Source organism: Parasphingorhabdus sp., assembly GCF_039977335.1.
Classification (GTDB): Bacteria; Pseudomonadota; Alphaproteobacteria; order Sphingomonadales; family Sphingomonadaceae; genus Parasphingorhabdus.
In genome coordinates, this window is record NZ_JBDWDI010000004.1 from 1833394 (window position 1) to 1859088 (window position 25695).

The 25695-nt window shown below is 55.4% G+C and carries 5 protein-coding genes; 3 read left to right on the plus strand and 2 right to left on the minus strand.

What is annotated here, in order from left to right; translation table 11 throughout:
- Positions 1-5: 5 nt before the first annotated feature.
- A complete protein-coding gene (locus ABJM21_RS16170) occupies positions 6-14435 on the minus strand; it encodes an Ig-like domain-containing protein (RefSeq protein WP_348301949.1) in 14430 nt (4809 codons plus the stop codon).
- A 620-nt stretch (positions 14436-15055) separates the two neighbouring features.
- On the opposite strand from ABJM21_RS16170, the gene ABJM21_RS16175 reads away from it, so the two are divergent.
- From ABJM21_RS16175 to ABJM21_RS16185, 3 genes are all read left to right on the plus strand, one after another.
- On the plus strand, positions 15056-18202 hold the full coding sequence (locus tag ABJM21_RS16175) for a glycosyl hydrolase (RefSeq protein WP_348301950.1): 3147 nt from the start codon (positions 15056-15058) through the stop codon (positions 18200-18202).
- Positions 18203-18532: 330 nt separating this feature from the next.
- Positions 18533-19045 carry a serine acetyltransferase gene (locus tag ABJM21_RS16180; RefSeq protein ID WP_348301951.1) on the plus strand — a complete coding sequence of 171 codons (513 nt, stop codon included), beginning with the start codon at positions 18533-18535 and terminating at the stop codon, positions 19043-19045.
- Positions 19046-19080: 35 nt separating this feature from the next.
- Positions 19081-20322 carry a glycosyltransferase gene (locus ABJM21_RS16185; protein ID WP_348301952.1) on the plus strand — a complete coding sequence of 414 codons (1242 nt, stop codon included), beginning with the start codon at positions 19081-19083 and terminating at the stop codon, positions 20320-20322.
- Between the two features lie 40 nt (positions 20323-20362).
- Here ABJM21_RS16185 and ABJM21_RS16190 read toward each other — a convergent pair whose 3' ends face one another.
- Positions 20363-25315, minus strand: a complete 4953-nt coding sequence (locus ABJM21_RS16190; RefSeq protein ID WP_348301953.1) for a hypothetical protein — start codon at positions 25313-25315, stop codon at positions 20363-20365.
- Positions 25316-25695: the final 380 nt, after the last annotated feature.

The following is a 25695-nucleotide window of genomic DNA, read 5'->3' on the forward strand; positions in this document are numbered from 1 at the left end:
CCCATCTAGGCCTTGAACGCAGCAAGTAGCTGCGCAGTTTCATCTGCGGCACTGGCATCCGCCAATGCCATGGCGCTGCCCAGAGGCGCAGCACCTTCTGTGTTCTGAGAAAGTTTGAGCTTCTCATCAATCTGGATTTCGCCTGTTGCTCCTTGAATAAGAACAGGAATTTCAACCACTTGTCCATCGGCGCGGATCGCCCGTACGATCAAGCGAACGGTTTCCGCGTCCACTGGTCGTTCGATAATCGCAAGGCCGCGCGCATCCATACGGATCCAGCTTGGCAGCGGGCTCCCATCGCGGGTGCGCAATTGATATTCAACCATGCGCGGATCACTCGCTGCACCGATGTCGCGGACTTCCATATAGATGACCCGATCGCGGACAACCGATTCAATCATTACCTGATCACTGCCGGTTGACAGCTGGCGAACCGAGAAGCCGGTAAGCCCTTCGACCAGGAAGTCACCAAAGCGCGGATCAAACAGACGGTCGGCACCAAAGCGCAGGTCGCGGATTTTATCGAGCTGATCGACAACATCGCTGATCGGATTACCGTCCACATCAAACGACCCAATACCGTTCAGGGAACGGAGCCCGTTGACGGCGGTTAGCAGTGGTCTGTCTCCATTCAAATCGGCGGTATTGTTCAACGAGCGGAAGCTGTTGGCCGTATCGTCGATAATCAGAGGCGTCGTGATAAAATCACTGATCGGGTCGACCGTGGTGCTTTGTGGTTCGCTATCGGGGAAACCGATACCGGGGTTGCCAAGCAGGTCGTTCACGTTCGCATTGGCCTGTGTAACGATGACGGTGGCGGTTGATTCCACAAAGCCGCCCTGACCATCGCTGACAATATAGGTGATTGTCGCAACGCCCTGAAACTCGGGATCTGCGAAATGGGAAATCGTACCGTCTGGATTGATCACCACCGTGCCGATATCAACTTTGGCGGTGAACACACTCAGCGGATCGCCATCGGGATCGCTGCCATTGGCAAGCACATCGATGATCGTCTCTGCACCGCCAATGCCGAACACTTGCTCATCGCCATCAACCGGTACTTCATTGACGTTACGGACGGTGACCGCGACGGTGGCAGTAGATGTCCCGCCATTGCCATCACTAATGGTATAAGTGATGGTGTCCGTGCCGAAAAAGTCGACATTTGGCGTGTAAGTGATTGTCCCATCCGGGTTGATCACCACTGTGCCATTGGCCGCAGCGGCATTGGTCACCGTCAGCGGATCACCATCGAGATCAACATCATTGGCGAGCACCGGAATGACCAGCGGCACCTCTTCATCGGTGTCGGCAACATCATTCGCCGCAACCGGTGGATCGTTGACCGGACTGACTGTCACTGTGATCGTCGCGGTGGTGAAGCCGCCATTGCCGTCGCTCACCTGATAGGTGATCACGTCCGTACCGTTGAAATTCGGATCAGGCGTGTAGGTAATCGTGCCATCTGGATTGATCGTCACCGTGCCATTGGGCGATGTTGCACTAACGATGGTAAGCGGATCGCCATCTACATCGCTAGCGTTGTCGAGCGGTGACAAGGTGACAGGCGTATCTTCCGGTGTACCTGCAACGCCCGGCGTGACCATTGGTGGATCATTAACCGGCGTAACATCGACGGTGACGGTTGCTGTAGAGGTACCACCCTGACCATCGCTGATCGTATAGGTGATGGTCGTTGGACCGTTGAAATCCGGATTGGGTGTGAAGGTAATCGTCCCATCGGGATTGATCACCACTGTGCCGTCTGGTGAGGTGGCATCGGTCACGGTCAGTGGATCGCCATCCGCATCCGTGTCGTTGCCGAGCACTGGGATGGTCACAGGCGCATCTTCCGGCGTCGAGACATTATCATTCACGGCCACTGGCACATCGTTCACCGGATTGACGGTGATCGTCGCGGTCGTCGTCGCGAAACCACCATTGCCGTCGGAGACCGTATAGGTGATCGTATCCGTACCGTTGAAATTCGGGTCAGGCGTATAGGTCACGGTGCCATCAGGATTGATGACTACTGTGCCATTGGGCGCAGTGGCCGCAGTCACCGTCAGCGGATCGCCATCGGCATCTGTATCATTGTCGAGTACAGACACGGTGACTGGCGTGTCTTCATCGGTCTGACCAACATCCGGCGTTGCCACTGGTGCGTCATTGACCGGGTCAACCGTCAGCGTGACCGTTGCTGTCGCCGTGCCGCCATTACCGTCACTAATCGTGTAGGTCACCGTCGTGGTGCCATTGAAATTTGGATTGGGCGTGAAGGTCACGGTGCCATCGGGATTGATCGTAACCTGACCATCTGGCGAGGTCGCCCCCGTCACGATGAGAGGATCGCCATCCACATCCGTATCGTTGCCGAGTACGTTCAGTGTGACAGGCGTGTCTTCTGGTGTCGTCGCGACATCGTCATTCGCCACTGGCGGGTCATTGACCGGATTGACGGTGACATCGACAGTCGCCGTCGCTGTGCCACCCTGACCATCGCTGATCGTATAGCTAATCGTCGTCGGGCCGTTGAAATCCTGATTGGGCGTGAAGGTGACCGTGCCATCGGGATTGATCACCACCGTACCGTCGGGCGAGCTGGCATTGGTAACCGTCAGTGGATCGCCGTCCACATCGCTATCATTGGCCAGTACAGGGATGGTAACTGGCGTTTCTTCATCTGTTACCGCCGTGTCATTCACTGCAACTGGTGGATCGTTGACAGGGCCAACGGTGACAGTCACCGTCGCAGTGGCCGTTCCGCCATTGCCATCACTGATTGTGTATGTGATCGTATCGGTGCCGTTAAAATCCTGATTAGGCGTGTAGTCAATCGTGCCATCTGGCTGTATGACCACCGTACCATTGGCCGCGCTGGCAGTTGTGACAGAGAGCGTATCGCCATCAGGGTCACTGTCATTGGCCAGAACCGGAATGTTAACCGGCAGGTCTTCCGACGTAGATGCCGTATCATTTACAGCAATCGGCGGAGGATTGGTGATTGTCCAGGTAAAGCTCTGGTCCACAGTTCCGCCTCTGCCGTCATCAGCGGTTACGACAACCGTATAGACACCGCCGGCTGGCTGGCTCGCATCACTGTCGATCGTACCGGAGATAATACCGGTGTTGGGATCAATAGACAGCCCAAGCGGCAAGCCCGCTGCCGTAAAGGTCAGTGTATCGCCATCAACATCTGAGAAGTTGGCAGCCACGGGTACGGAAACCACAGCACCATCGACATCGCCGCGCGGTGCAATCGGACTTGCCACCGGTGCGTCATTGACCTCGCCAACGTTAATTTCAACCGTCGCCGTAGAGGTGCCGCCATTGCCATCACTAATCGTATAGGTGATCGTATCGGGGCCGTTATAATCAGGGTCGGGAACATAGTTGATTGTGCCGTCCGGATTAATCGTCACGTCGCCATTGCCGGCCGTGGCCAAAGTCACGGTTAGCGTATCACCATCGGGATCCGTATCATTGCCGAGGACATTGATATCCAGCGGCGTATCTTCGGTCACCGCAATGGGCCCATCATTGACAGCGACTGGTGGTGGGTTGGTTACGGTCCAGCTGAAGGTGCTGGACACCGTTCCGCCAAAGCTATCATCGGCGGTGATGGTGACGCTATAAATGCCATCACCATTTGGTCCGCCCTGCGAAGCAGAAGGATCAATCGTTCCGGTAATATTACCAGCCGCATCAATAGTAAGTCCCGGAGGCAGACCCATTTGCGTAAAGGTCAGTGTGTCGCCATCAAGATCGTCAAAACTGCCGCTGACGTCTAACGCAATCACATCCGCGTCCGCATTGCCCAACGCCGGCAGCGCAGCAACTGTCGGTGCATCATTTTCAGCGCCAACCGTCACCGTCACTGTTGACGTAGAGCTTCCGCCCTGACCATCACTGATTGAATAAGTGATGGTATCGGTGCCGTTGAAATTGGCGTCTGGCGTATAGACAAGCGTTCCGTCCGGATTGATCACCACTGTGCCATTGGGCGCGCTCGCTGCCGTGACGGTCAGGTCATCGCCATCGGGATCATTGTCATTGGTCAGAACATCAATCGGCGCAGTTGCTGTATCCTCGGTTGTCGAAGCCGTATCCGTATTGGCCGTCGGTCCGGGATTGGTTATCGTCCAGATAAAGCTTTGCGTGGTTTCCAGTCCGCCATCATCGGTTGCGGTTATTTCAACCTGATAGACGCCGCCATTTACCTGGCTAGCATCAGCGTCAATGGTACCGGTGATATTACCGGCAGCATCAATCGATAGACCATCCGGCAGATTAGCAGCCGTAAAGGTTAGGACACCGCCTTCGGGATCGCTGAACAGCGGCCCAAAATCAGCACTGACCGCATCACCATCTTCGCTATCGCGATTGGGCAATATGGTCCCATCCGGCGCATCGTTGACGGGATCAATGACGATGGTGGCCACGGCTGTTGCAAATTCACCATTGGCATCTTGAATCGTGTAGGTCACGGTTGCCGTGCCGTTGAAATCCGGGTCAGGCGTAAAGTCGATTGTGCCGTCTGCAAGGATGACCGCCGTACCATTTGTCGCCACTGCGGACGTAATCACAATTGGCGTCATCGGATCGCCATCCGGATCGACATCATTGGTCAGGACATCGAGATTGATCAACGTGTCCTCTGTGCCGGAGTAATTATCGTTGATGGCCCGAGGCGGCTCGTTGGTGATCGTCCAGGTGAAGGTCGTGCTGACCGTTAGCCCAGCCGCATCTGTTGCTGTCACGGTCACGGTATAGATACCGTCACTGCCCGGTCCCCCAGAAGAGGCCAGCGGATCAGTCGTGCCGGTTACCTGGCCAGTCGCCGGATCAAATGTCAGGCCAGTTGGCAGGCCAGTAACATTATAAGTGAGCGTCGCATCATCGACATCGCTAAAGGCCGATCCCAGCGGAACCGTGATGGCTTCGTTGTTCGAGTCAAACAGATCGGGCAGGCCGACTGTTTCCGGTGCATCGTTCACTGCCGATACAGTCACTTCAACCGTAGCGGTCGCGGTGCCGCCATTGCCGTCGCTGATCGTATAGACAATCGTGTCGACACCATTGAAATTCGGGTCCGGCTGATAGGTCAGTGTGCCATCGGCTTCGATCACAATCGTGCCATTGGCGCTGTCGGCTGAAATCACCGTCAGCGTGTCACCATCGGGATCATTATCGTTGGTCAACACCGGGATGTTGACCGCAGTATCTTCAGGAGTGGTTGCTGTATCATTGGCCGCAACCGGTGGCGGGTTGTTAATCGTCCAAGTGAACACGGAATCCACCATGCCGCCATTGCCGTCATCGGCCGTGATTGTGACCGTATAGACACCCCCGTTAACCTGACTGGCGTCCGCATCTATCGTACCGGTAATTAAACCATTGGCGTCGATTGTTAGGCCCGCAGGCAAGCCGGCGGCTGTAAAGGTTAGCGTATCGCCGTCGAGATCTTCAAAACTGCCACTGACATCTACCGAGATTACATCGGCATCATCGTTGGTCTGATTGGTCAGCGGCGGATCGGCGGTCGGTGCGTCATTGACTGCGACTACGGTAACCTCAACGGTCGCCGTAGAGGTGCCGCCATTGCCATCGCTGATCGAATAGGTGATCGTATCCGTGCCGTTGAAATTGGCGGCCGGAGTATAAACCAATGTGCCATCGGGATTGATAACCACCGTGCCATTGGGCGCCGTTGCACTCGTCACCGTCAGGGTGTCGCCGTCCGGATCAGTGTCATTCGCCAGAACCGCAATCGGTGCGCTCGGCGTATCTTCGTTGGTGGTCGCGGTGTCGTTAGCCGCAGTCGGAGCCGGATTGGTGACAGTCCATGTGAAAGTGCCATCGACAGTTCCGCCATTACCATCGTCGGCAGTGATCGTGATCGTATAGACGCCGCCATTTACCTGGCTCGCCTGATTGTCAATTGTGCCGGTAATCAGGCCATTGGCATCGATCGACAGCCCAGCGGGCAAGCCGGCGGCGGTGAATGTTAGCGTGTCACCATCAAGGTCGCTGAACTTGTCACTCACATCAACGGAAATGACATCAGCATCTTCATTGTTGAGATTTGCAATGGGTATATCGACTTCCGGTGCATCATTAACTGGCGCTACCGTGACTTCGACCGTGGCTGTGGACGTCCCGCCATTGCCATCGCTGATCGTATAGGTAATCGTATCGGTGCCGTTGAAATCCTGATTGGGCGTGTAGGTTATTGTGCCGTCGGGATTAATTACAACCGTGCCATTGGGTGCGCTAGCCACCGTGACCGTCAGATCATCACCATCCGGATCATTGTCATTGGCCAATACCGGGATAGTAACCGGCGTATCCTCGTCGGTTGTCGCCGTATCATTGGTCGCCGTCGGAGCCGGGTTAGTGACACTATAGGTGAAGGTGGTGGAAACCGTTCCGCCATTGCCATCATCCGCGGTAACCGTAACCGTATAGACGCCGCCATTTACTTGGCTGGCCTGATTATCGATCGTGCCGGTGATCAGGCCGGTGTCTGGATCAATCGACAGTCCAGCGGGAAGGCCGGCTGCAGTGAAGGTCAGCGTATCACCATCGACATCGCTGAAATTGCCAGCGGTCGGGATAGAGGCCGTTTCGCCGTCAAGACCGGTAACATTGGGCAGCGGGCTATCGATAACTGGCGCATCATTGACCGGCGCGACAGTGACATCAACGGTGGCTGTTGACGTGCCGCCCTGACCATCGCTGATCGCATAGGTGATCGTGTCGGTGCCGTTGAAATCCTGATTGGGTGTATAGGTTATTGTGCCATCTGGATTAATCGTGACCAGGCCATTAGATGCCGTTGCCGATGTCACGCTGAGCGCGTCACCATCCGGGTCGGTATCATTGGCAAGCACGGCAATGGATACCGGCGTATCTTCATCAGTTGTCGCCACATCATCTACGGCTGTTGGCGCCGGGTTATTCACTTCCCAAACAAAGGTCTGACTTACTGTGCCGCCATTGCCATCGTCAGCCGTGACCGTCACGCTGTAAATACCATCGGAACCCGGACCACCTTGCGAAGCATCGGGATCAATTGTGCCAGTGATATTACCAGCCGCATCGATCGACAGGCCGGGAGGCAATCCCATGGCAGTGAAGGTCAGCGTGTCACCGTCAACATCCGTAAAATTACCGCTAACGTCAACAGCTATAACGTCCGCATCATTGTCATTTTGCGGCGCAATCGGTGTCGTTACAGGGGCATCATTTACCGCGTTCACTGTCACTTCAACCGTCGAAGTAGAGAAACCGCCCTGGCCATCGCTAATCGTGTAAGTGATCGTATCCGTGCCATTAAAATCCGGATCAGGGACATAAGTCACTGTACCATCCGGATTAATCGTCACTGTGCCATTGGGCGCATCGGCGGCTGTCACCGTCAACGGATCACCATCAACATCCGTGTCATTGGTCAGCACGGGAATATCAACCGGTGTGTCCTCATCGGTGGTCGCGCTGTCCATGTTGGCGACCGGCGGGTCGTTGACCGCATCGACTGTGACCGAAACGGTCGCGATAGAGGTACCACCATTGCCGTCGCTAATCGTATAGGTGATCGTCGTCAGGCCATTGAAGTTCGGAGCTGGCGTGAAGGTAATCGTGCCATCGGGATTGATCACCACCGTGCCATCAGGCGATGTCGCCGCTGTGACCGTCAACGGGTCGCCATCGGCATCGGTATCATTGGCGAGTACGCCGATGGTGACGGGCGTATCTTCATTGGTGGTCGCGACGTCGTCAACCGCCACAGGCGGATCATTGACCGGATTGACAGTAACTTCGACAACGGCCGTAGAAGTCCCGCCATTGCCATCGCTGATCACATAGGTGATCGTATCCATTCCGTTAAAGTCGGCGTCCGGTGCATAGGTTAGCGTCCCGTCCGGATTAATCGTTACGGTGCCGTTAAGCGCGGTTGCCATCGTCACCGTTAGCGGATCGCCATCCGGGTCCGTATCATTGGTCAGCACCGTGATATCAACCGGCGTATCTTCGTCGGTCGTGGCTGTGTCATTCACTGCTGTCGGCGCGGGATTGGTCACGGTCCAGGTAAAGGTCTGACTGGTGGTCAGGCCATCGGGATCGGTGCCCGTCACGGTGACCGAATAGACACCGCCATTGGGCTGACTGGCATCGCGGTCAATCGTGCCGCTGATAATACCGGTTGCTGGATCAATGCTCAGGCCGGCCGGCAGACCCGTGACACCAAAAGTCAGCGTGTCACCATCACGGTCGCTAAAGAAACTACCTGTATCGACCGAAACCGACTGATTGTCTTCATTAGTCACATCGGGAATTGGAAGAGACTCAGGCGCGTCATTCACTGCCACCACGTCGACGGTCAGAGTTGCCGTCGCTGTACCGCCCTGACCATCCGAAACGGTATAGGTAACAACAGCAGTACCATTGAAATCTTGTGCAGGGGTAAAGGTCAGCGTCCCGTCTGGATTTACGACAACAGTACCATCCGAGGTGTTCGCTGACGTGATCGTCAGCGGATCGCCATCAGGGTCACTATCATTGGTTAGAACGGCGACCGTGACGGGTGTGTCTTCTGGGGTGGTAGCCGTATCATTCACCGCTACTGGCGGGATATTCTGGATCGAATAAACAAAAGTCGTGGATACCGACTCACCCGATGGGTCGGTGGCAGTAACCGTGACGATAAACGGCCCGTTGACTGAACTATCGGAAGCAAGCGTGCCCGTAATCAAACCGGTATCCGGATCAATCGATAGCGCCGGTGGCAAGCCGGATGCCGTAAAGGTCAGATCATCGCCATCAATATCATCAAAGCCTTGCGCTGTCGGGATGGAAACATCTGCACCATCTTCGCCATTTTGATTGGCAAGGCCAACTGTTGTCGGGCCATCATTCACTGGGTTTACAGTGACAGTGACGGTCGCGGTAGAGAAACCGCCTTCGCCATCGCTAATCGTGTAGATGATCGTGTCTTCGCCATTGAAATTGGCATCGGGCGAATAAGCCAGCGTACCGTCAGGATTGATCGTAACAGTACCGTTGCCAGCCTCCGCCTCGGTAATCGTCAGTGGATCGCCATCATCATCAACATCATTGGTCAGCACAGCAATATTGACGTCCGTGTCTTCGTCCGTCGTCACACTGTCATTGCTCGCCACCGGGGCGGGGTTCGTGACCGTCCATGCAAAGGTGGTCGAAACGGTGCCGCCGCGACCGTCATCAGCCGTTACGGTAATTGAATAGACGCCGCCATTGACCTGGCTGGCGCTGCGGTCGATCGTACCGGAAATGACACCTGTGGCCGGGTCAATTGTCAGGCCAGCGGGCAGGCCAGCAGCGGTATAGGACAAGGTATCGCCGTCGGGATCACTAAATGCACCCGCAACCGGCAGGCTGATAACCTGACTATCCAGATTGGTCTGATCGCCGATACTGTTATTGGAAACCGGCGTGTCGTTAACATCCGCAACCGTAACCGTAATCTCGGCTATCGATGTGCCGCCCTCGCCATCCGAAATCTCATAAGTGATCGTATCGGTGCCGTTAAAATCGGGGTTAGGGGTATATGTGACCGTGCCATCGGGATTGATAACCACGTTGCCGTTCAACGCGCTGGCGGAAGTAATGGTGAGGTCATCGCCATCAGGATCACTGTCATTGGCCAAAGGTGAAATGGTGACCGGCGTGTCTTCATCCGTGGAAGCGCTGTCATCGACGGCTGTCGGCCCAGGATTGGCGACATTGAAAGTAATTGTCTGCGTTGTCGTACCGCCATTGCCGTCAGAGACGGTGATGGTCGCGGTGTATGTGCCGCCGCCCGTCTGGCTGGCCGAATTATCAATCGTGCCAGAGATAACGCCGGAAGCCGGGTCAATCGACAGACCAGGTGGCAGGTCCGCCGCCGCATATGTCAGTGTATCGCCATCAACGTCACTGAAATTACCAGCAACCGGCACAGAAATAACCGCGCCGTCTTCCGTATCCTGTGGCGGCAGTGCCGTGCCAACAGGCGCATCGTTGACCGGATCAACCGTCACTGTGATGGTCGCAGTCGCAGTGCCGCCTTCACCATCGCTGATGGTATAGGTGATCGTCGCCGTGCCATTGAAATTGGCGGGCGGGACATAGTTTACCTGATTGCCAACAACTGTTGCCTGACCCACCGAAGCGGCTGCGGCAATCAAGGTAATCGGATCGCCGTCAGGGTCGCTGTCATTAGGCAGCACGTCTATCAGAACCGGTGTGTCTTCATTGGTGGTGGCCGCATCGTCGACGGCAACCGGCCCTGGATTGGTTACGGTCCAGCTAAATGTCTGCGTGGTGCTAAGCCCGCCCGGATCGGTCGCGGTTACGGTAACCGTGTAAACACCGTTGGAGCCGGCTTGGCTGGCGCTGTTATCAATCGTGCCGGTTATCTCGCCTGTGGCAGAATCGATGCTGAGACCGGCGGGAAGGCCGGACACGCCATAGGTCAAGGTTGCATCATCGCTATCGGTGAAGCCGCCGGCTGTGGCGACGCTAATGCCCGTATCCGCATCAACATTGACCTGCGGCGGCAAGGCGCCCACGGGCGTCGGAGCATCGTTAACCGCGGCAACTGTGACTTCGACGGTTGCGGTCGCAGTTCCGCCTTCGCCGTCACTAATCGTATAGGTGATCGTATCAGTGCCGCTAAAACCGGCGTCAGGCGTGTAGGTCAACGTACCATTGGGATTGATGACGACAGTGCCACTGGCAGCGCTCGCCACTGTCACCGTCAAATCATCGCCATCGGGGTCATTGTCATTGCCGAGGACGGTTACTGTAACCGCTGTGTCTTCATCGGTTGAAGCGGTATCATTGGTTGCGGTTGGACCCGGATTGGTCACGGTCCACGCGAAAGTCTGGGTCGCAGGAGTGCCCTGAAAATCAGTCGCCGTTATAGTAACAGAATAAACGCCATTGGTGCCGCCCTGACTGGCACTGTTATCAATCGTGCCGGTAATCTCGCCAGTGCTGGAATTAATCGACAGCCCTGGGGGCAAGCCAGTTGCACTGTAGTTGATCGTCGGACCATCAATGTCGCTAAAACCACCAGCCGTAGCCACGCTCACACCATTATCGGCATCAACATTGGCCTGCGGTGGCAAGGAGCCAACCGGCACAGGGCCGTCATTCACCGCGTTCACAAAAATCGTAAAGACGGCCGTGTCGGTTCCGCCTTCGCCATCACTAATCGTATAGGTGATCACATCATTGCCATTAAAATTAGCATTGGGCGTATAGGTTAGCGTGCCATCTGCATTAATCACCACGGCCCCATTGGGCGCACTTGCAGAAACAACCGTTAGGTCATCGCCATCCGGATCCTGATCATTGTTCAGCACATTGACCGTGATCGGCGTGTCTTCATTGGTCGAGCCGCCACCGTTATTGGCTTGCGGCGGCGGATTGGTAATCGTCCATGCGAAATTTTGGGTCGCCGACTCACCATCCGGATCCGTCGCCGTAACCACAATATTATAGACGCCGCCAGAACCGCCCTGACTGGCGCTATTGTCTATCGTGCCGGTAATCGCGCCGGTACTGGCGTTGATCGACAAGCCGGGCGGCAGGCCAGTGGCCGAGTAGCTGAGCTCACCAAAGCCATTATCCGGATCGCTAAATCCTTGCGAGGTACCGACAAAAATACCCTGCGCTGCATCAACATTGGTTTGCGAAGGCAGGCTACCAACAGGCACGGGGGGATCATTTACCGATGCTACCGTCACATCAAAAGTTGCGGTCGATGTGCCGCCACGTCCATCGCTGATAGTGTACGTGACTGTATCGGTGCCGGAAAACCCGCCATTCGGCGTGTAATTTAATGTGCCATTGGCGTTGATTGTTACCGTGCCATTATTGGCATTTGCCGCCGTGACTGACAGGGAATCCCCATCACCGTCAAAATCATTGGCGAGCACATTAATGCCGGTAATCACCGTGCCCTCATCAGTAGTCTGGGTCGCATCATTGACCGCCGTTGGCGGATCATTAATTTCAACGACGCTGATGGTGGAAACCGCGACATTGGAACTCAGAGCCGAGTTCGCAAAGCTGATATCGATTGTACGGTCGACCTCAGACGGACGCTCCGTCGTATTTTCAAAAGTAATCGCTTTGAGGGCATTTTCGTATGCCCCCGCGCTTGCACCGCCGGTCAAAGAGACCCCGGTATCGGTTCGTGTGTAGTTGATTCCACCTGCCAATGTGCCCGATGCCGCTGTGGAACCATTGACCAGCAGCCGGTCGCCGGTTTGAGCATTGGTTAATGTTATGCTGGCATTTTGGACTGTGCCGTCTGGATTGGTAATCTCGACATCGCTATCCACGATGCTGGCTCCGGCGGCATTTTCGACATAAGTGCCGCTATAAGCTGAACCACCGGCAGTTCCGTCATTTGCATCCAGATCCAGTCGGGGTATCGAAACGGTAGTTCCGCCGGAACCGAGATTAAAATCTAGATCGCCGTCATGACCGAAACCGGCAGCAGTGAAGCCAGATGCGGGATCAAGATTATAGGTGATGGTGAAGCTGTTGGTATCCAGCCAATTGAAACGCGCCGCAGCTTGTGGACGGTTTTGAGTCTCGTTCTCCAGGCCCGATGCCGTAACCTCTCCTGGAATACTGGTATCAAAATCAATATCCGATATGCCGGCATTTTCAAAAGATGAAAGTGTATCAGTGCTAACTGTAACAAATTCACGGCTGCGGGGTTGCCCGCCGGAGCCGTCAATGTCGGCAACTGTAAAGGAAATATCGATATTCACCGGAGCTCCGCTACCGGCGTAGAAAATATCCCAGCGAATTTCGGTGGTAGCAACGCCCTCTGGGCCGCGCTCCCTCAGAAGAAGCCTCGGATCATCGCCTGACGTGCTAAACCGAATATCATCACCGGCGGTGAGAGAAACTACCGTTGCGCGCAAACTGATTTGCTGGCCGTTAAACGTCCCGACATTGGTCCATGTTGCAGTTGCACCTTCCCCAACGCGTGTATTGCTGTTGACAGCGTTACCAGCCCCATTGACCACGTTTGGGTTGCCTGACTGGACAGAAATCGACGTTGACGCCAACAATCCATCCCAATCTCGCGCGACCAGCGAAGCCGCCTCAACTTGGCCCAGCCGGTTTTCCAGCGTCCAGTCACCACCGCGCAAAATGCTGCCCGTATCGTCGATTGAAGCTGCGATGTCCGCACCGGTTGCCGCAGCCAGCGCGTTCATCAACTGCTGCCCCGCTTCATCCGCACCGACATCACAGCCGTAGATTAATATGTCACCGTCGGCCGAAAGCTTCGCACCTATCGACGCCAGCGACGATGCCAGCGCTCCGGAAACCGAAGCGCTGTCAATCTGGGTCGTACCCAACCAAAATACACCTTCATCACCATGACTAACGATATGGATGGCACCGATATCGCTGGCACCGGCCAAGGCGGTCATGATCTGATCCACCCCGTCGCTATTGCCATCAATGAGGACGACTATGCCTTTGCCGGCCCAGGTATCCGCTAGTTCCTGATAATTTTCGACATTGGTATCGATGAAAATATAGTCTTGCCCGGCGGCCGGCGCTGCACGCTGTTCAACCACAACATCCTCTACCATGGCTGGCTCGCCATTGTAGGATATCCGGTTCATGGCAAATCGGGAGTCATTGTCATCTATAATGAAATAGTCCCGGAAATCGGCAGGCCGAACACCTGATTCCCTGAGATCATAAGAGATCGGCTGCGGTGACACAGCGTCCTGGCGCACGACATTGTCTTGAACGGAAACAACCCCAACAACATCATCGGAAACTACAGCAGCGCGGCCGGTATCGCTGACGACAGCTTCTTTTGCAACGACTTGCTCTTTTACTGTAATATTTTCCGAAATATTTGATGATTGCTGCGCTGGGCCAACCGGTAATAAAACCGGATCATTGTTCACAGGAATGGTAAGCGCGGAACCAGCAACAGATGCAGCTGAATCTGACTCCGTTGCAACGACAGAGAAGGCTTCAGCATTGCTAGCAACAATAACCACATCCGCTCCGCCAAGCGATGACCCGTCCGCTACACTGCCCTTGCCAAGGCCGGAAACCAGATCACCAGAAAATGCGCTTTGCTCATCCAGCGCTGCGACGCTAACCGCTGTCAAATCGGGTTGGCTAACGCTTGAATCTGGCACTGATGTAATAGGTGGCGCAAGGCCAATATGGGGAACCGTATCTCCGGTTAGGCCATTATTTCCTGCGCTGAAAATACCTTGGGAAGATGCCCCGTTTTCCAGTGTATCCGCCGCGGTCAATGTTGCAGCTGCGGTGACAACCGCCGCGCCATCAAACATCATTCGAGGCTCAAGGGCAATGAGATGGGTTTGCGGAATCCTGGTATGCTTGGCCATCTAACTCTCCGAAATGAGCACTTCTTCACTATTATATTGCATCGCGCCTGCAACAGCTTGAAACAAAACAAATAGTCAACGCCCCAGACCGATTTGTTAGCGGCTATGGTTAACAGAGATGCGCAAGGTGCTGCAACCCCAAAATTCCAGCAGTTTCAGGCATTTTGTAAACTCTTCTCTCCTGCAAATTTGTCTGGCTAGTGATCTTTGCGCAGAATAGTTTTACAAAATATTATTTATAGAAATATCTATATTATAAATAGACGATTTAATAAAGCATAGTATTGAATTTAATATTGCCTGATCACTTTGCTGCCGAAAATGCTGACAAATGCCGAATCTTGATGGCAGGGCTGGATGTCGCCGGCGTGGCCGGGATACATTCGGTTTGCCACGCGCGGAGACTTTCTGCAGATGTTGCGGCTTGACATGATGCCGCCCTACATCCCATATAAATCAAATGATTTAAAATGGAGATACGGATATCAAAGCGTTGCGCGCAGCTTCTAACCAAGCAAGATGTGAATTTTAGTCACGGCCGATTGATGACAGCGAGAGGAAGCATTTTCAGAAGGTTATTTGATACTCTCCTGTTGCGGAACGGAGCGGTCAAAGGCCTATTGCTTTGGCTTCTTTCGTTAATCATCCTATTTTCTGTAATCGCAGGGCTTTGGCTAAAATCGACAATAGATACCGGTTTTGCCATTCCTGATGCAGAGCCAAACTCGGCGCTTTCCTGGCGTGATATCAATGCTCTAAATGCCATTGCCGATCAGCCATTGGATAGGCCTCAGGTAGAGCAAGGTCTTACTCCGAGCTACGATGCTGTTGAATATGATCCTTCTGAGATCCTAACACCTCCACGCAAGTTTGGCCCTTGGGCGTGGTGGTGGTGGCCCGGCGGCGATATCGATTTGGAGCAAGTCGAACAGCAGCTTGATGACTTGGCCGCAATGGGGTTTGCTGGCTTCGAACATGAAGCCTTTTCGGTCAATACAGGGTGGAAAGAGGACCAAGAAATTGCCAGCCGCGTTCTTACGGTTGGCACAGAGGATTATTTTAGAAAACTGGGCCGCGTTCTCGAGATGCTAGACGAACGTGATATGCAGATCGACCTTGGAGAATCCTCTGGTTGGCCGGCAAACGGCCCGCATATAACGCCTGAGCGCGGGATTTCTGACCTGAGCTTTGCGGAAATGTCCATTAATGGCGGGCGGTTTATTAACGCCCCTCTCCCCAAGCCTGTGCCGACCTACGCAGATTATCTGTTGCTGTTTCTGGAAGCATTTTCGGATGACGATATAGTCAATTTCACCAATGACGGTGCGAAGATAATTTCCGTTTTGGCAGCCAAGCCGATTTCGGGTGATCGCAGCAGTTTCTTCTTCAATTTGGAGGATCAGCTCCATTTGGATCCCGAATCCGTTGTTGATATTACCGATAAAGTGGACGGCCAAGGCGTTGTTCGTTGGCAAGCGCCCGACGGAGAGTGGTTGATTATCGCAGCCTATCAGCGTCCGTCAGCCTCTCTTGGTTCTGCTAGCACAGGGGCATATCCAAGAGGCGGTTTCGTTCTCGATCATTTCGACAAGGGCGAAGTCAGACGGCACTTGGAGTTTTCCTTCGGCGCCGAAACCAATTTATCAAAAGGCTTTGGCAAAGCAGTTCGGGGCATTTTTATCGATAGTGCGGAATTTGCCGTAAATACGCATATCACATCGGACTTCTTATCAGAGTTTGAAAAACGTCGCGGGTATAGCGTGGCGCCCCTCTTGCCGACAATTGCAGTGGATGGACGCCACCATTTTGCGGCGCATAGTTTGAGTATGAATGCAACGCCATCCTATTTGCTGACCGATCATGATGATAATATCAGACATGATTATGATCAGACCGTATCCGATCTCTATATTGAAAATTATCTCGGCGAATTGACGCATTGGTCCAATGCCAAAAGCATGGAAACAGTCGGAGAGGTTTTCGGGCTAAAGATCGATACGATACGTGCAATGGGACGTTTGGATATCCCGCAAACTGAGCAGCTATATGCTGGCGGCACGGACTTGTTTCTGAAGCTGTCTTCCGCTGCGGGAGCGCTTTATGGTCGGCGCATTGTCGCGGCCGAAACTTTTGTTTCGCTAGGGCGTGATTATACCTTCACTCCGCGCCGGCTTAAGATGATGGCTGACAAGGTTCTGTTAAATGGCATCAATCAGATACATTATCACGGCATAACTTATCCTTGGGAAACTAGCTCCAAAGAGGTTGGAAAGGTCAATTGGTTTCCTTGGTCGATGCCTGCAGCCTTCAACAAACTGCCGTCAGAGCTGTCCTTCACGTTCAATGCAACGCCCGACAATGTTTTCTGGTCAGATCTTCCGCCGCTGAACAAATATATCGCGCGCAGCCATTATATGTTGCGTCAGGGCGTACCGGATTATGATCTGCTGATATATTACCCCTTTCTTGGCTTTCCAAATGCCCTGGTGGGTGATGGATTTGCGCAGGAGCATCTATACCACGGCTATCTTGCCGATACAGACCATCCCTCCATGCAAACACTGGGTGGAGAAACTGAAAGCCAATCTCATCAATTGGACGACGGCAAGGTCAGAGACGACGTCAAATGGTTGAATCAGGTCCGGCAGTTAACGCATGGAATAGATGCGCAGGGTATCACCTGGAACTGGTTGAACAGTCATGCCCTCTCGTCAGGCCTTGTCGCGCCAGGCAAGCTACCCGCATCCGGCACTGCTTACAAAGCGATCTTGGTGCCTTTTGTTGATAAAATGCCCGCGGCCGATATGGAGCGCCTTCTCAATCTGGCGGATGCCGGTACGCAGATTCACATACTAGGGGATCCGCCGGTCGATCCACCGGGATATAAACAACATGCGGAACAAAGCGCGCGGCTTGCCCGCGCCATCGAGAGGGCAAAATCGCATCCAAACGTGACATTTTTCCCTGATAAAGCACGCTATCTGCCAGCCGTTACCAAGTTGCCGAAAACCAGTCTGCGTTTCTCCAGCCCATCCCTCGCAAGACGCGTAACACGTCAAGTTGGCCAGAACGGCCGCATCGATTTCATTGCCAGTATTTCCGCTAAGGATATCGCGTTGCGATTAAATGGTGATCCAACGATAGATCGATGGATATTCAACCCTATGACAGGGGCTGTCGAGGACTTCGTGCCGTTAAATGACAAGGGTGAATTTGTTTTGCCGTTGGAACCATTTGGCTCGCGATTCATTGTGGAAAATCTCAAGCGCCCAGATGTCGCATCGGCGACGCCGTGTCAGGATCCGGACCAAAACATGTTGCTCGATCGATGGACGGTAACTTCTAAAACACTTGAAAAGGACTTGTTGCTCGACCGCTTGACGGATTGGCGCGATGTTGATCGATTGCGCTATCATGAAGGCGCTGCGGATTACAGCACCACGCTCAATGTAAGAGGCCGCGACCAATGCATTAGGCTTGATCTAGGTTTAGTGCAGGGCGCAGCGGAAGTTTACGTCAATGGCCAACATGTTTCGCGGCTCGCCTATCATCCTTTTACAGTCAGTATTGGGGAATATCTGAAGGAAGGTGAAAACAATATCACCGTGCGACTTTTTCCGGCCCAACGAAACGCTTCCATTGGCAAGGCACTGGACGGAAACAAGAGATTTACGCAATTTAGGGATCGTTCAGAGCATTTAGTTGCAACCGGATTGCTTGGGCCTGTAAAAATATATTTTGATCGAGGAAACACGACCGTCGATTAGCGATCCAATTATTAAACTTGCAAGCTAGTGTCGGACCGGAGCGCGACCCGCTCATTTGGAGCTCCTCTTCTGCTTTTTCCCCATCAGAAGGGTCCGGTCCGACGATTTGTTATCCCAAAAGTGCCTAGTTTTGGGAAGATGTCCATTGGTACATAATCCCCGATCAATCTTTTATAAGTCTATTTGATTGTCGGTTAGTGATCCGCATCTGCCCGATTAATTATATTTTGACCCTAAGTGTCTAAATTCGTTACTGTGTTGTTTAGCACAAAGCGGGCTCTATGATGGTCTACCACGTAGCAACCATCGCAAATGACAAGGATTACTCCATTGGCTCTCAAAAATCGCGACAATGACTGGCGGTCGGATTTGGAAAGAGTGGATGGCACGCGCCCGATGCTGAAAGAGCAATCGCTTTGGGCCATCAAAGTCTATCGATATGGCCGGTCTGTCGACAGGCGCAATGGCGGCTTTCGGAAATGGTATGGAACTAAATTATACTGGATGCTGTTTCGCTTTTTTGAAACGCTGTTCGGGATCAGTCTGCCAAAAGAGGCTAGCGTCGGACCGGGTTTAAGGATCTGGCATTTTGGAGGAATCTTTATCAACCCGGGGGTTGTTCTAGGCTCTGGCTGTACGCTGCGTCAGGGCGTGACTATCGGCAACCGGGTTGAAGGCGGCGGCGTGCCTCATATTGGCGACAATGTTGAGATCGGCGCCTATGCGCAGATATTGGGCGACATTCGCATCGGAAATAATTGCAATATCGGCGCATCCGCCGTCGTCCTTTGCGACGTACCGGATGGAAAAACAGCGGTCGGAAATCCGGCCAAGATTATCTAGCGCCGGAATCACCAAAATTTTTGAAAGCCCGCCTCATGAATGCAAATGATGATATTTCTGACCGCACCAAGATAGCGTATCTGGTCAATCAATATCCCACCATCAGCCACACATTTATCAGGAACGAGATACTGGAACTCGAACGACAGGGGTTTGATGTAACCCGCATCTCTGTGCGCGGTTGGGATGCCGAACTTGCTGATGATGCTGATGTGGCCGAACGGAGCAAGACATCCTATTTGCTATCTGGCGGTGTCGGGCCGCTGATCGTCAGTCTGATCAAGATGCTGTTTTCCCATCCGATTTCCCTATTCTCGGCGCTTTTGCTGGCGATGAAAATGGGCCGGATCAGCGAACGCCCGATGCTTTTACATCTGGTCTATCTGGCCGAGGCATGTCTGCTGTTTGGCAAGATGCGGCAAAATGGCGTCTCCCATGTCCACTGCCACTTTGGCACTAATGCGACCGAAGTCGGCATGCTGTGCAGTGTCTTTGGCAAGACCTCTTACAGCTTCACGGTGCATGGCCCCGAAGAGTTTGACAAAGCCCACAGCCTCAATCTCCGCGAAAAAGTAAAGCGCGCGCAGTTTGTCGCCGCGATATCTGCCTTTGGGCGCAGTCAGATTTTCAGATTTGCGCGTGAGGAAGACTGGGGAAAGGTCAAAATCGTCCATTGCGGGCTGGGCAGTGAATTTATTGAGAGTGAGGTTTCGAACCCGCCAGCGACCCCGCATTTGGTGACGGTTGGCCGGTTTGCCGAACAGAAGGGGCAAATCATTCTGATCCGGGCGTGCCACCTGCTTGCCCAAAAAGGCGTACCGTTTGAACTGACTATGGTCGGCGACGGCGATATGCGACCGCAAATTGAGCAGGAAATTGCGCAATATGGTCTCGAAAAATCGATCCATCTGGTCGGTTGGAAAAATGGCGCCGAGATCAGGGACATCACCGCAAGGTCCAAGGCACTGGTTGTGCCGAGTTTTGCCGAGGGCCTGCCCGTGGTCATCATGGAAGCGATGGCCATCGCTCGGCCGATCATTTCAACTTATGTTGCCGGCATTCCAGAGCTTGTCCGTGACGGCACCGAAGGCTTTCTTGTTTACGCAAGCGATGCAGAGGGCCTCGCCATCGCCATGGAACAGCTTTTGAAGCTTGACGATGGCGCGCTCAAAACCATGGGTGAACGGGCGCGAGAGCGAGTCCGGCAAAGGCATTCCATCGTCACCGAGGCCGCCAAACTCAAAGCGCTTTTTCTAGACATCGAAAAATCACAATAAACCGGCATCCTTCAAACGATGTGATGGCGATGCTGCCCTATCAGAACCCAATTGCAAACCCGACCCGGCCGCCGGTTGTTCCTTTGACGGAAGAGCCGGCAATGCCGCCCGAAAAGTAGATTTTGTCCGTCAGCCGTCCGATAATTGCAGTCGAAAACCCGCGTTCGCCGCCATAGGTCGACAGATTGAAGGACAAGGACATTTTGCTGTCTGGCACGATAATGGCTCCAGACATGGCCATCGCCGCAGCTATGCCGCCATTGGCCTGACGGTCGACGAGCGAGACTTGCTCTTCCAACGCCGTGACCCGTCCACCGAGATTAACGAGTCCGCCAACGTCGAGAGAGGTGGCACCGAGATTGCCAGCCGCATCTGTGGTGACGAGGCTCAGCGCCCCTTCCTGTGCGGCCTGACTGGCGGCGGAGGTGATCCCGGAAATGCGCACCGTTGTATTCTCGCTGCCCAGAGCGATCAGGTTGTCGCGGTCGGCAACAGCGCCCGGGCCGATGGCAACGGCGCCATTGCCGATAGCCGAAGCGCCGTTGCCTAAAGCGATGGCTCCATTGCCATTAGCGACATTCAAATTGCCAATCGCCACCGCACCTGTGCCTGAGGCGCTATTGTCGGCACCCAGTGCCACAGCGCCGGTGCCGGTTGCAAAATTGGGATCGCCAATCGCCACTGCACCGTTGCCGGACGCGACATTCTGGGAACCGATGGACACGGCTTTGCCATTTATCGCCTGCGCGCCTGTGCCAATGGCTACCGACTCTTCGCCACTGGCTTCGCTGCCAGAGCCAATGGCGAGCGCGTTCTCTCCGGTAGCACTGGCGCCCGGACCCGTGCTGTTGCTGTCAAAATAGGCCAGTTCTTCGCTGTTCGCATCGGCCTGCGCCAGTGCGCGATTGGCGTCCGTTTGCGCCTGCATCGCCTCGGTCCGTGCGGTATCGGCACTAGCCTGTGCCTTGACCGCATTTTCAAAGGCTTCATCAGCTTTGTTCTGCGCATCGACCACACCAGCGCCAGCCTGATCCGCCGCCAGCTGCGCAGCCCTCGCTTCTGCACGCGCCGTGTCTGCTGTGGTTTGCGCTGTCGCCGCATTGGTAAAAGCTTCATCCGCCCGAGTTTGCGCTGCCGCTGCTTCCGTGCGCGCGGTATCAGCCGTGCTCTGGGCCGTAGCAGCGTTGGCAAGGGCTGTATTGGCGGTCCTTTGCGCATTATTAGCTGTCGTCTGGGCAGCCGCCGCATCGGCGACACCCTGATCGGCGGTCGCTTGCGCGGTCGCGGCATTGGCGAGCGCTGTGTCCGCCGTACCCTGCGCGGCGGTTGCAGCATCTGCGACGACATTCACCTGTCCAACATTGGCGGCATCGGTATTTTCCGTACCCGCCGCAACATTGGTTATTTGCCGTTCAGCGCCGGTACTCCCGATCGAAACCGTGTCGGCACGGTCGGCCACAGAACCTGCGCCCAGCGCTACCGCGTTGTCCGCTGTCGCTTGTGCATCATTACCGAGGGCTACCGCATCCCCGCCGGAAGCAACTGCACCAAGAGTATCATCGTCCCCGCCATCGCTGCCGATCGCTATAGATTGGTCACCGGTGGCATCGCTGTTTACACCGATGGCCGTGCTGTTTAAACCGGCCGCGCTGCTGTTATTTCCAAGTGCGGTGCTACGGTCACCGGCGGCATCACTGAAAGACCCGATGGCCGTGCTGCGGTCACCGGTGGCATCACTGAAAGACCCGATGGCCGCACTGCGGTCACCGATGGCGTCACTGAATGAACCAATGGCGATACCGTCTACACCGCTAGCCTCACTGAATGAGCCAATGGCGATGCCCTCTTCACCACTGGCCTCACTGAATGAGCCAATGGCGATGCCCTCTTCACCGCTGGCCTCACTGAATACGCCAATGGCGATGCCCTCTATACCGCTGGCCTTACTGGTGCGGCCCATGGCGATGCTGCTTTCACCGCTGGCCTCACTCCTTGTACCGATTGCGGTGCTGTCTTCACCGGTAGCGCTTGCTCTTGTTCCGAAGGCGATGGCATCATCACCCGAAGCTTGTGCGCTGTTACCAACCGCGCTCGCTCTTTCGCCGCTTGCCTCGCTATTGTCACCGATTGCGGTGCTGCCTGCCGCCGAGGCCATTGCCCCGTCACCGCATTCAAGCGTGTCGGCGGGATCGTCGGCGGTACCGGGGATGCCGTCAGGACCGGGATTGTTGCGACAGCCACTGGCGCCCGCCACCGCGAGGGATGAGTTAAGCTGGGCAAGGTTCACAGCATCGGTGTCTTGCGTACCTGCTGCGACATTGACGATCTGCCGCTCACCGCCGACAAAGCCGACCGATAAACTGTTGGCGCGATTGGCAATGGATCCAGCACCCAGCGCCACCGAATTAATCGCCGTTGCCTGTGTTTCATTACCGATTGCGATCGCGCCCCTGGCGGAGGCGGTAGCGGCAAGAGCGCCAATATTGTTGGGATCGTCGCCATCTGCACCAATAGCAATAGACTGGTCACCGCTGGCTTCGCTTCTTGAACCGACGGCGGTGCTGCGGTCACCGCTGGCTTCACTGAGAGAACCGAGTGCGGTGCTATATGCACTGGTTGCGTCGCTGGAAGTTCCGATGGCGGTGCTGCGTTCACCGCTGGCCACACTAGCCTGCCCGGTAGCAGTGCTGCTGATACCGCTAGATTCACTGAAACTTCCGGTAGCGGTGCTACCGACCCCGCTGGCCCGACTGTCGCGTCCGATAGCGGTGCTGTTGATACCACTGGCCTCGCTGGAAGCCCCGATGGCGGCGCTGCCCAAACCGCTGGCCACGCTGTTAAATCCGGAGGCGGTACTGCGTGCAGCACTGGCCTGGCTGGACGCTCCAATGGCGATGCTGCCGGTCCCGCTCGCCGCACTTCCGGATCCGAACGCGCTTGCTTGGGCATTGTTGGCCAATGCATCATTGCCCACTGCCGTGCTGTCATCGCTCGTGGCCCGCGCGCCCAGAGCATCGGGGTCCTGGCCATCTTCGCCTATGGCAACAGAACGCGCACCGGTGCTTCGAGAATCCGTACCAACAGCAACGGACCCCTCGCCAGTGGCCTGGGCTCCCCCGCCAACCGCAGTGGAGCCGGATGCAATCGCACCAAGACCAAGGGCCACCGCCCGTTCGCTGGTCGCTTGCGCATCATTGCCGATTGCAATTGCACCGCTGGCAGATGCGGTCGCGCCCTGATCATCTGCATCCTCGCCATCAGCGCCAATAGCAATAGAGCGGTCGCCGCTGGCCTCTGCCCCCACTCCATTGGCGGTGCTGTTGATACCGGTCGCCGCACTAAAGGCGCCCGTTGCGGTAGTGTTTATAGCCGTCGCCATACTCGTTCGGCCAAGGGCAGTGCTGGCATTGCCAGTGGCATCACTCGATACGCCAATCGCTGTGCTGGCGATCGCGGTTGCCTCGCTTAAAGTGCCTAATGCTGTGGCATTTAGAGCGGTGGCATCGCTTACAAAACCAATTGCGGTGGTGTTAGTTGCGGTTGCTCTGCTGCCGGTTCCCATGGAGGTTCCACTTAGACCGCTGGCCACACTGGCCTGCCCGATCGCAGTGCCACCTGTACCGCTGGCCTCACTTCTAAATCCGATCGCGGTGGTGCGATCACCGGCGGCCTCACTTTCAAATCCGATCGCGGTGCTGGTTTCACCGCTGGCCTCACTTCTAAACCCGATGGCGGTGCTTCTATCGCCTGTCGCCGCTGCCCCGTTTCCACATTCGAGCCTACCGTTGAAAATGTTGCGACAGCTGCCTGCACTGACCGTAGCGATGGATGCGGTAAGCTGCCCGAGGTTAACAGCGTCAGTATCTTCCGTGCCCGCTGCGACATTCACAATCTGTCGTTCCGCGCCCGCCGAGCCTACCGATACAGTATTCTCGCGATTGGCGACCGACCCAGCGCCCAGCGCAACCGAATTGAGCGCGGTCGCCTGTGCGCCGGATCCGAAGGTGCTGGCTCGAACAGCAGAAGCCAGCGCATCATTGCCTATGGCGGTGCTATCTTCCTCAGATGCGACAGCGCCTTGGGTGTCTCTATCAGCACCATCGCCGCCAATGGCGATGGACCTGTCACCACTTGCCAGGCTGGCTGGGCCGATTGCAGTGCCGACAATACCTGTAGCTATCGCATCATTGCCAATCGCGATCGCGCCGTCGCCCGATGCTATGGCACCGCGGATATTAGGGTCCGGACCATCCGCACCCAACGCGATGGATTGCTCGCCTGTGGCTTCGCTCAATGCGCCGAGGGCTGTGCTGCGATCACCGGCGGCCTCACTGAAAGCACCGACCGCTGTGCTTCTAATGCCCGACGCTTCACTGACAAACCCATTAGCGGTGCTGTCTTGGCTAGTCGCCATGCTGCTCGGTCCCATTGCAGTAGTGCCTGTGGCAGTCGCCATGCTTCGCGAGCCGAGGGCGGTGCTGCTGGGAGCTGTGGCCTGAGCGCCATCTCCGTAAGCGGAACTGTTCGTACCGCTCGCTCTACTGTCATGACCTGTCGCGGTGCTGCCGGTACCGGTGGCACGGCTTTCTGCGCCGATGGCCGTGCTGTTAATCCCGTTTGCATTGCTCACTCTACCAACGGCAACACTGCTCAAGCCACCTGCTGAGCTTTGGTAGCCGATGGCGGTGCTGGAGGGGCCGCTGGCCACGCTTTCAGTCCCAACTGCTGTGCTAGTGAAACCACTGGCCTCGCTATTTGCACCAATTGCGGTGCTTTCATCGCCGGTCGCCGTCGCTCCGACACCGCAGGCCAGTTGCAAATCATTGCCCTCTGCATCCGCCCCGCCATCATTGTCGGTGCCTGCATCGACCACGCCGTCATTATCCCGATCGAGCAGACAGGTTTCTGCCGAAGCAGGGTTGGCGGCGGTCAGCGCCGCGATGCTGGTGGCAAGCAAAAGACTGCAGCGGATTGTTTGGGTTGAAGGGGTCATGATGCAAATTCCTTGATGGGGGTGCGCGCCATTATGGCTGCTTGGCGGGCGGGTCGGCCCAATGATGTCTGATGGATATCTGGAGTGCTTGGTGGGCACGCGCGAAATGGACGGGACACCGGGGAGCACCCCGCCCATTCCCGCGGGTGCCTACTCATGCCCCCGAGACACATCGAACCTTTGGGGGTTCGAATTTCGGTCGCGCGACAGATCGCGTAAATATTGGGTCATATGGTCCTCCCCGGTGCTTTCAAACCGCCAGTGTCTGATCGATCACGGGCGCGGAAACGAAGGGCCGCCACGATGACTGGCCCTTGGGCCGAGTTCGTCCGATTGCAATATGCCGTTGCCAGCCATTGCAGTTCCGCTGCGTTTCTGAG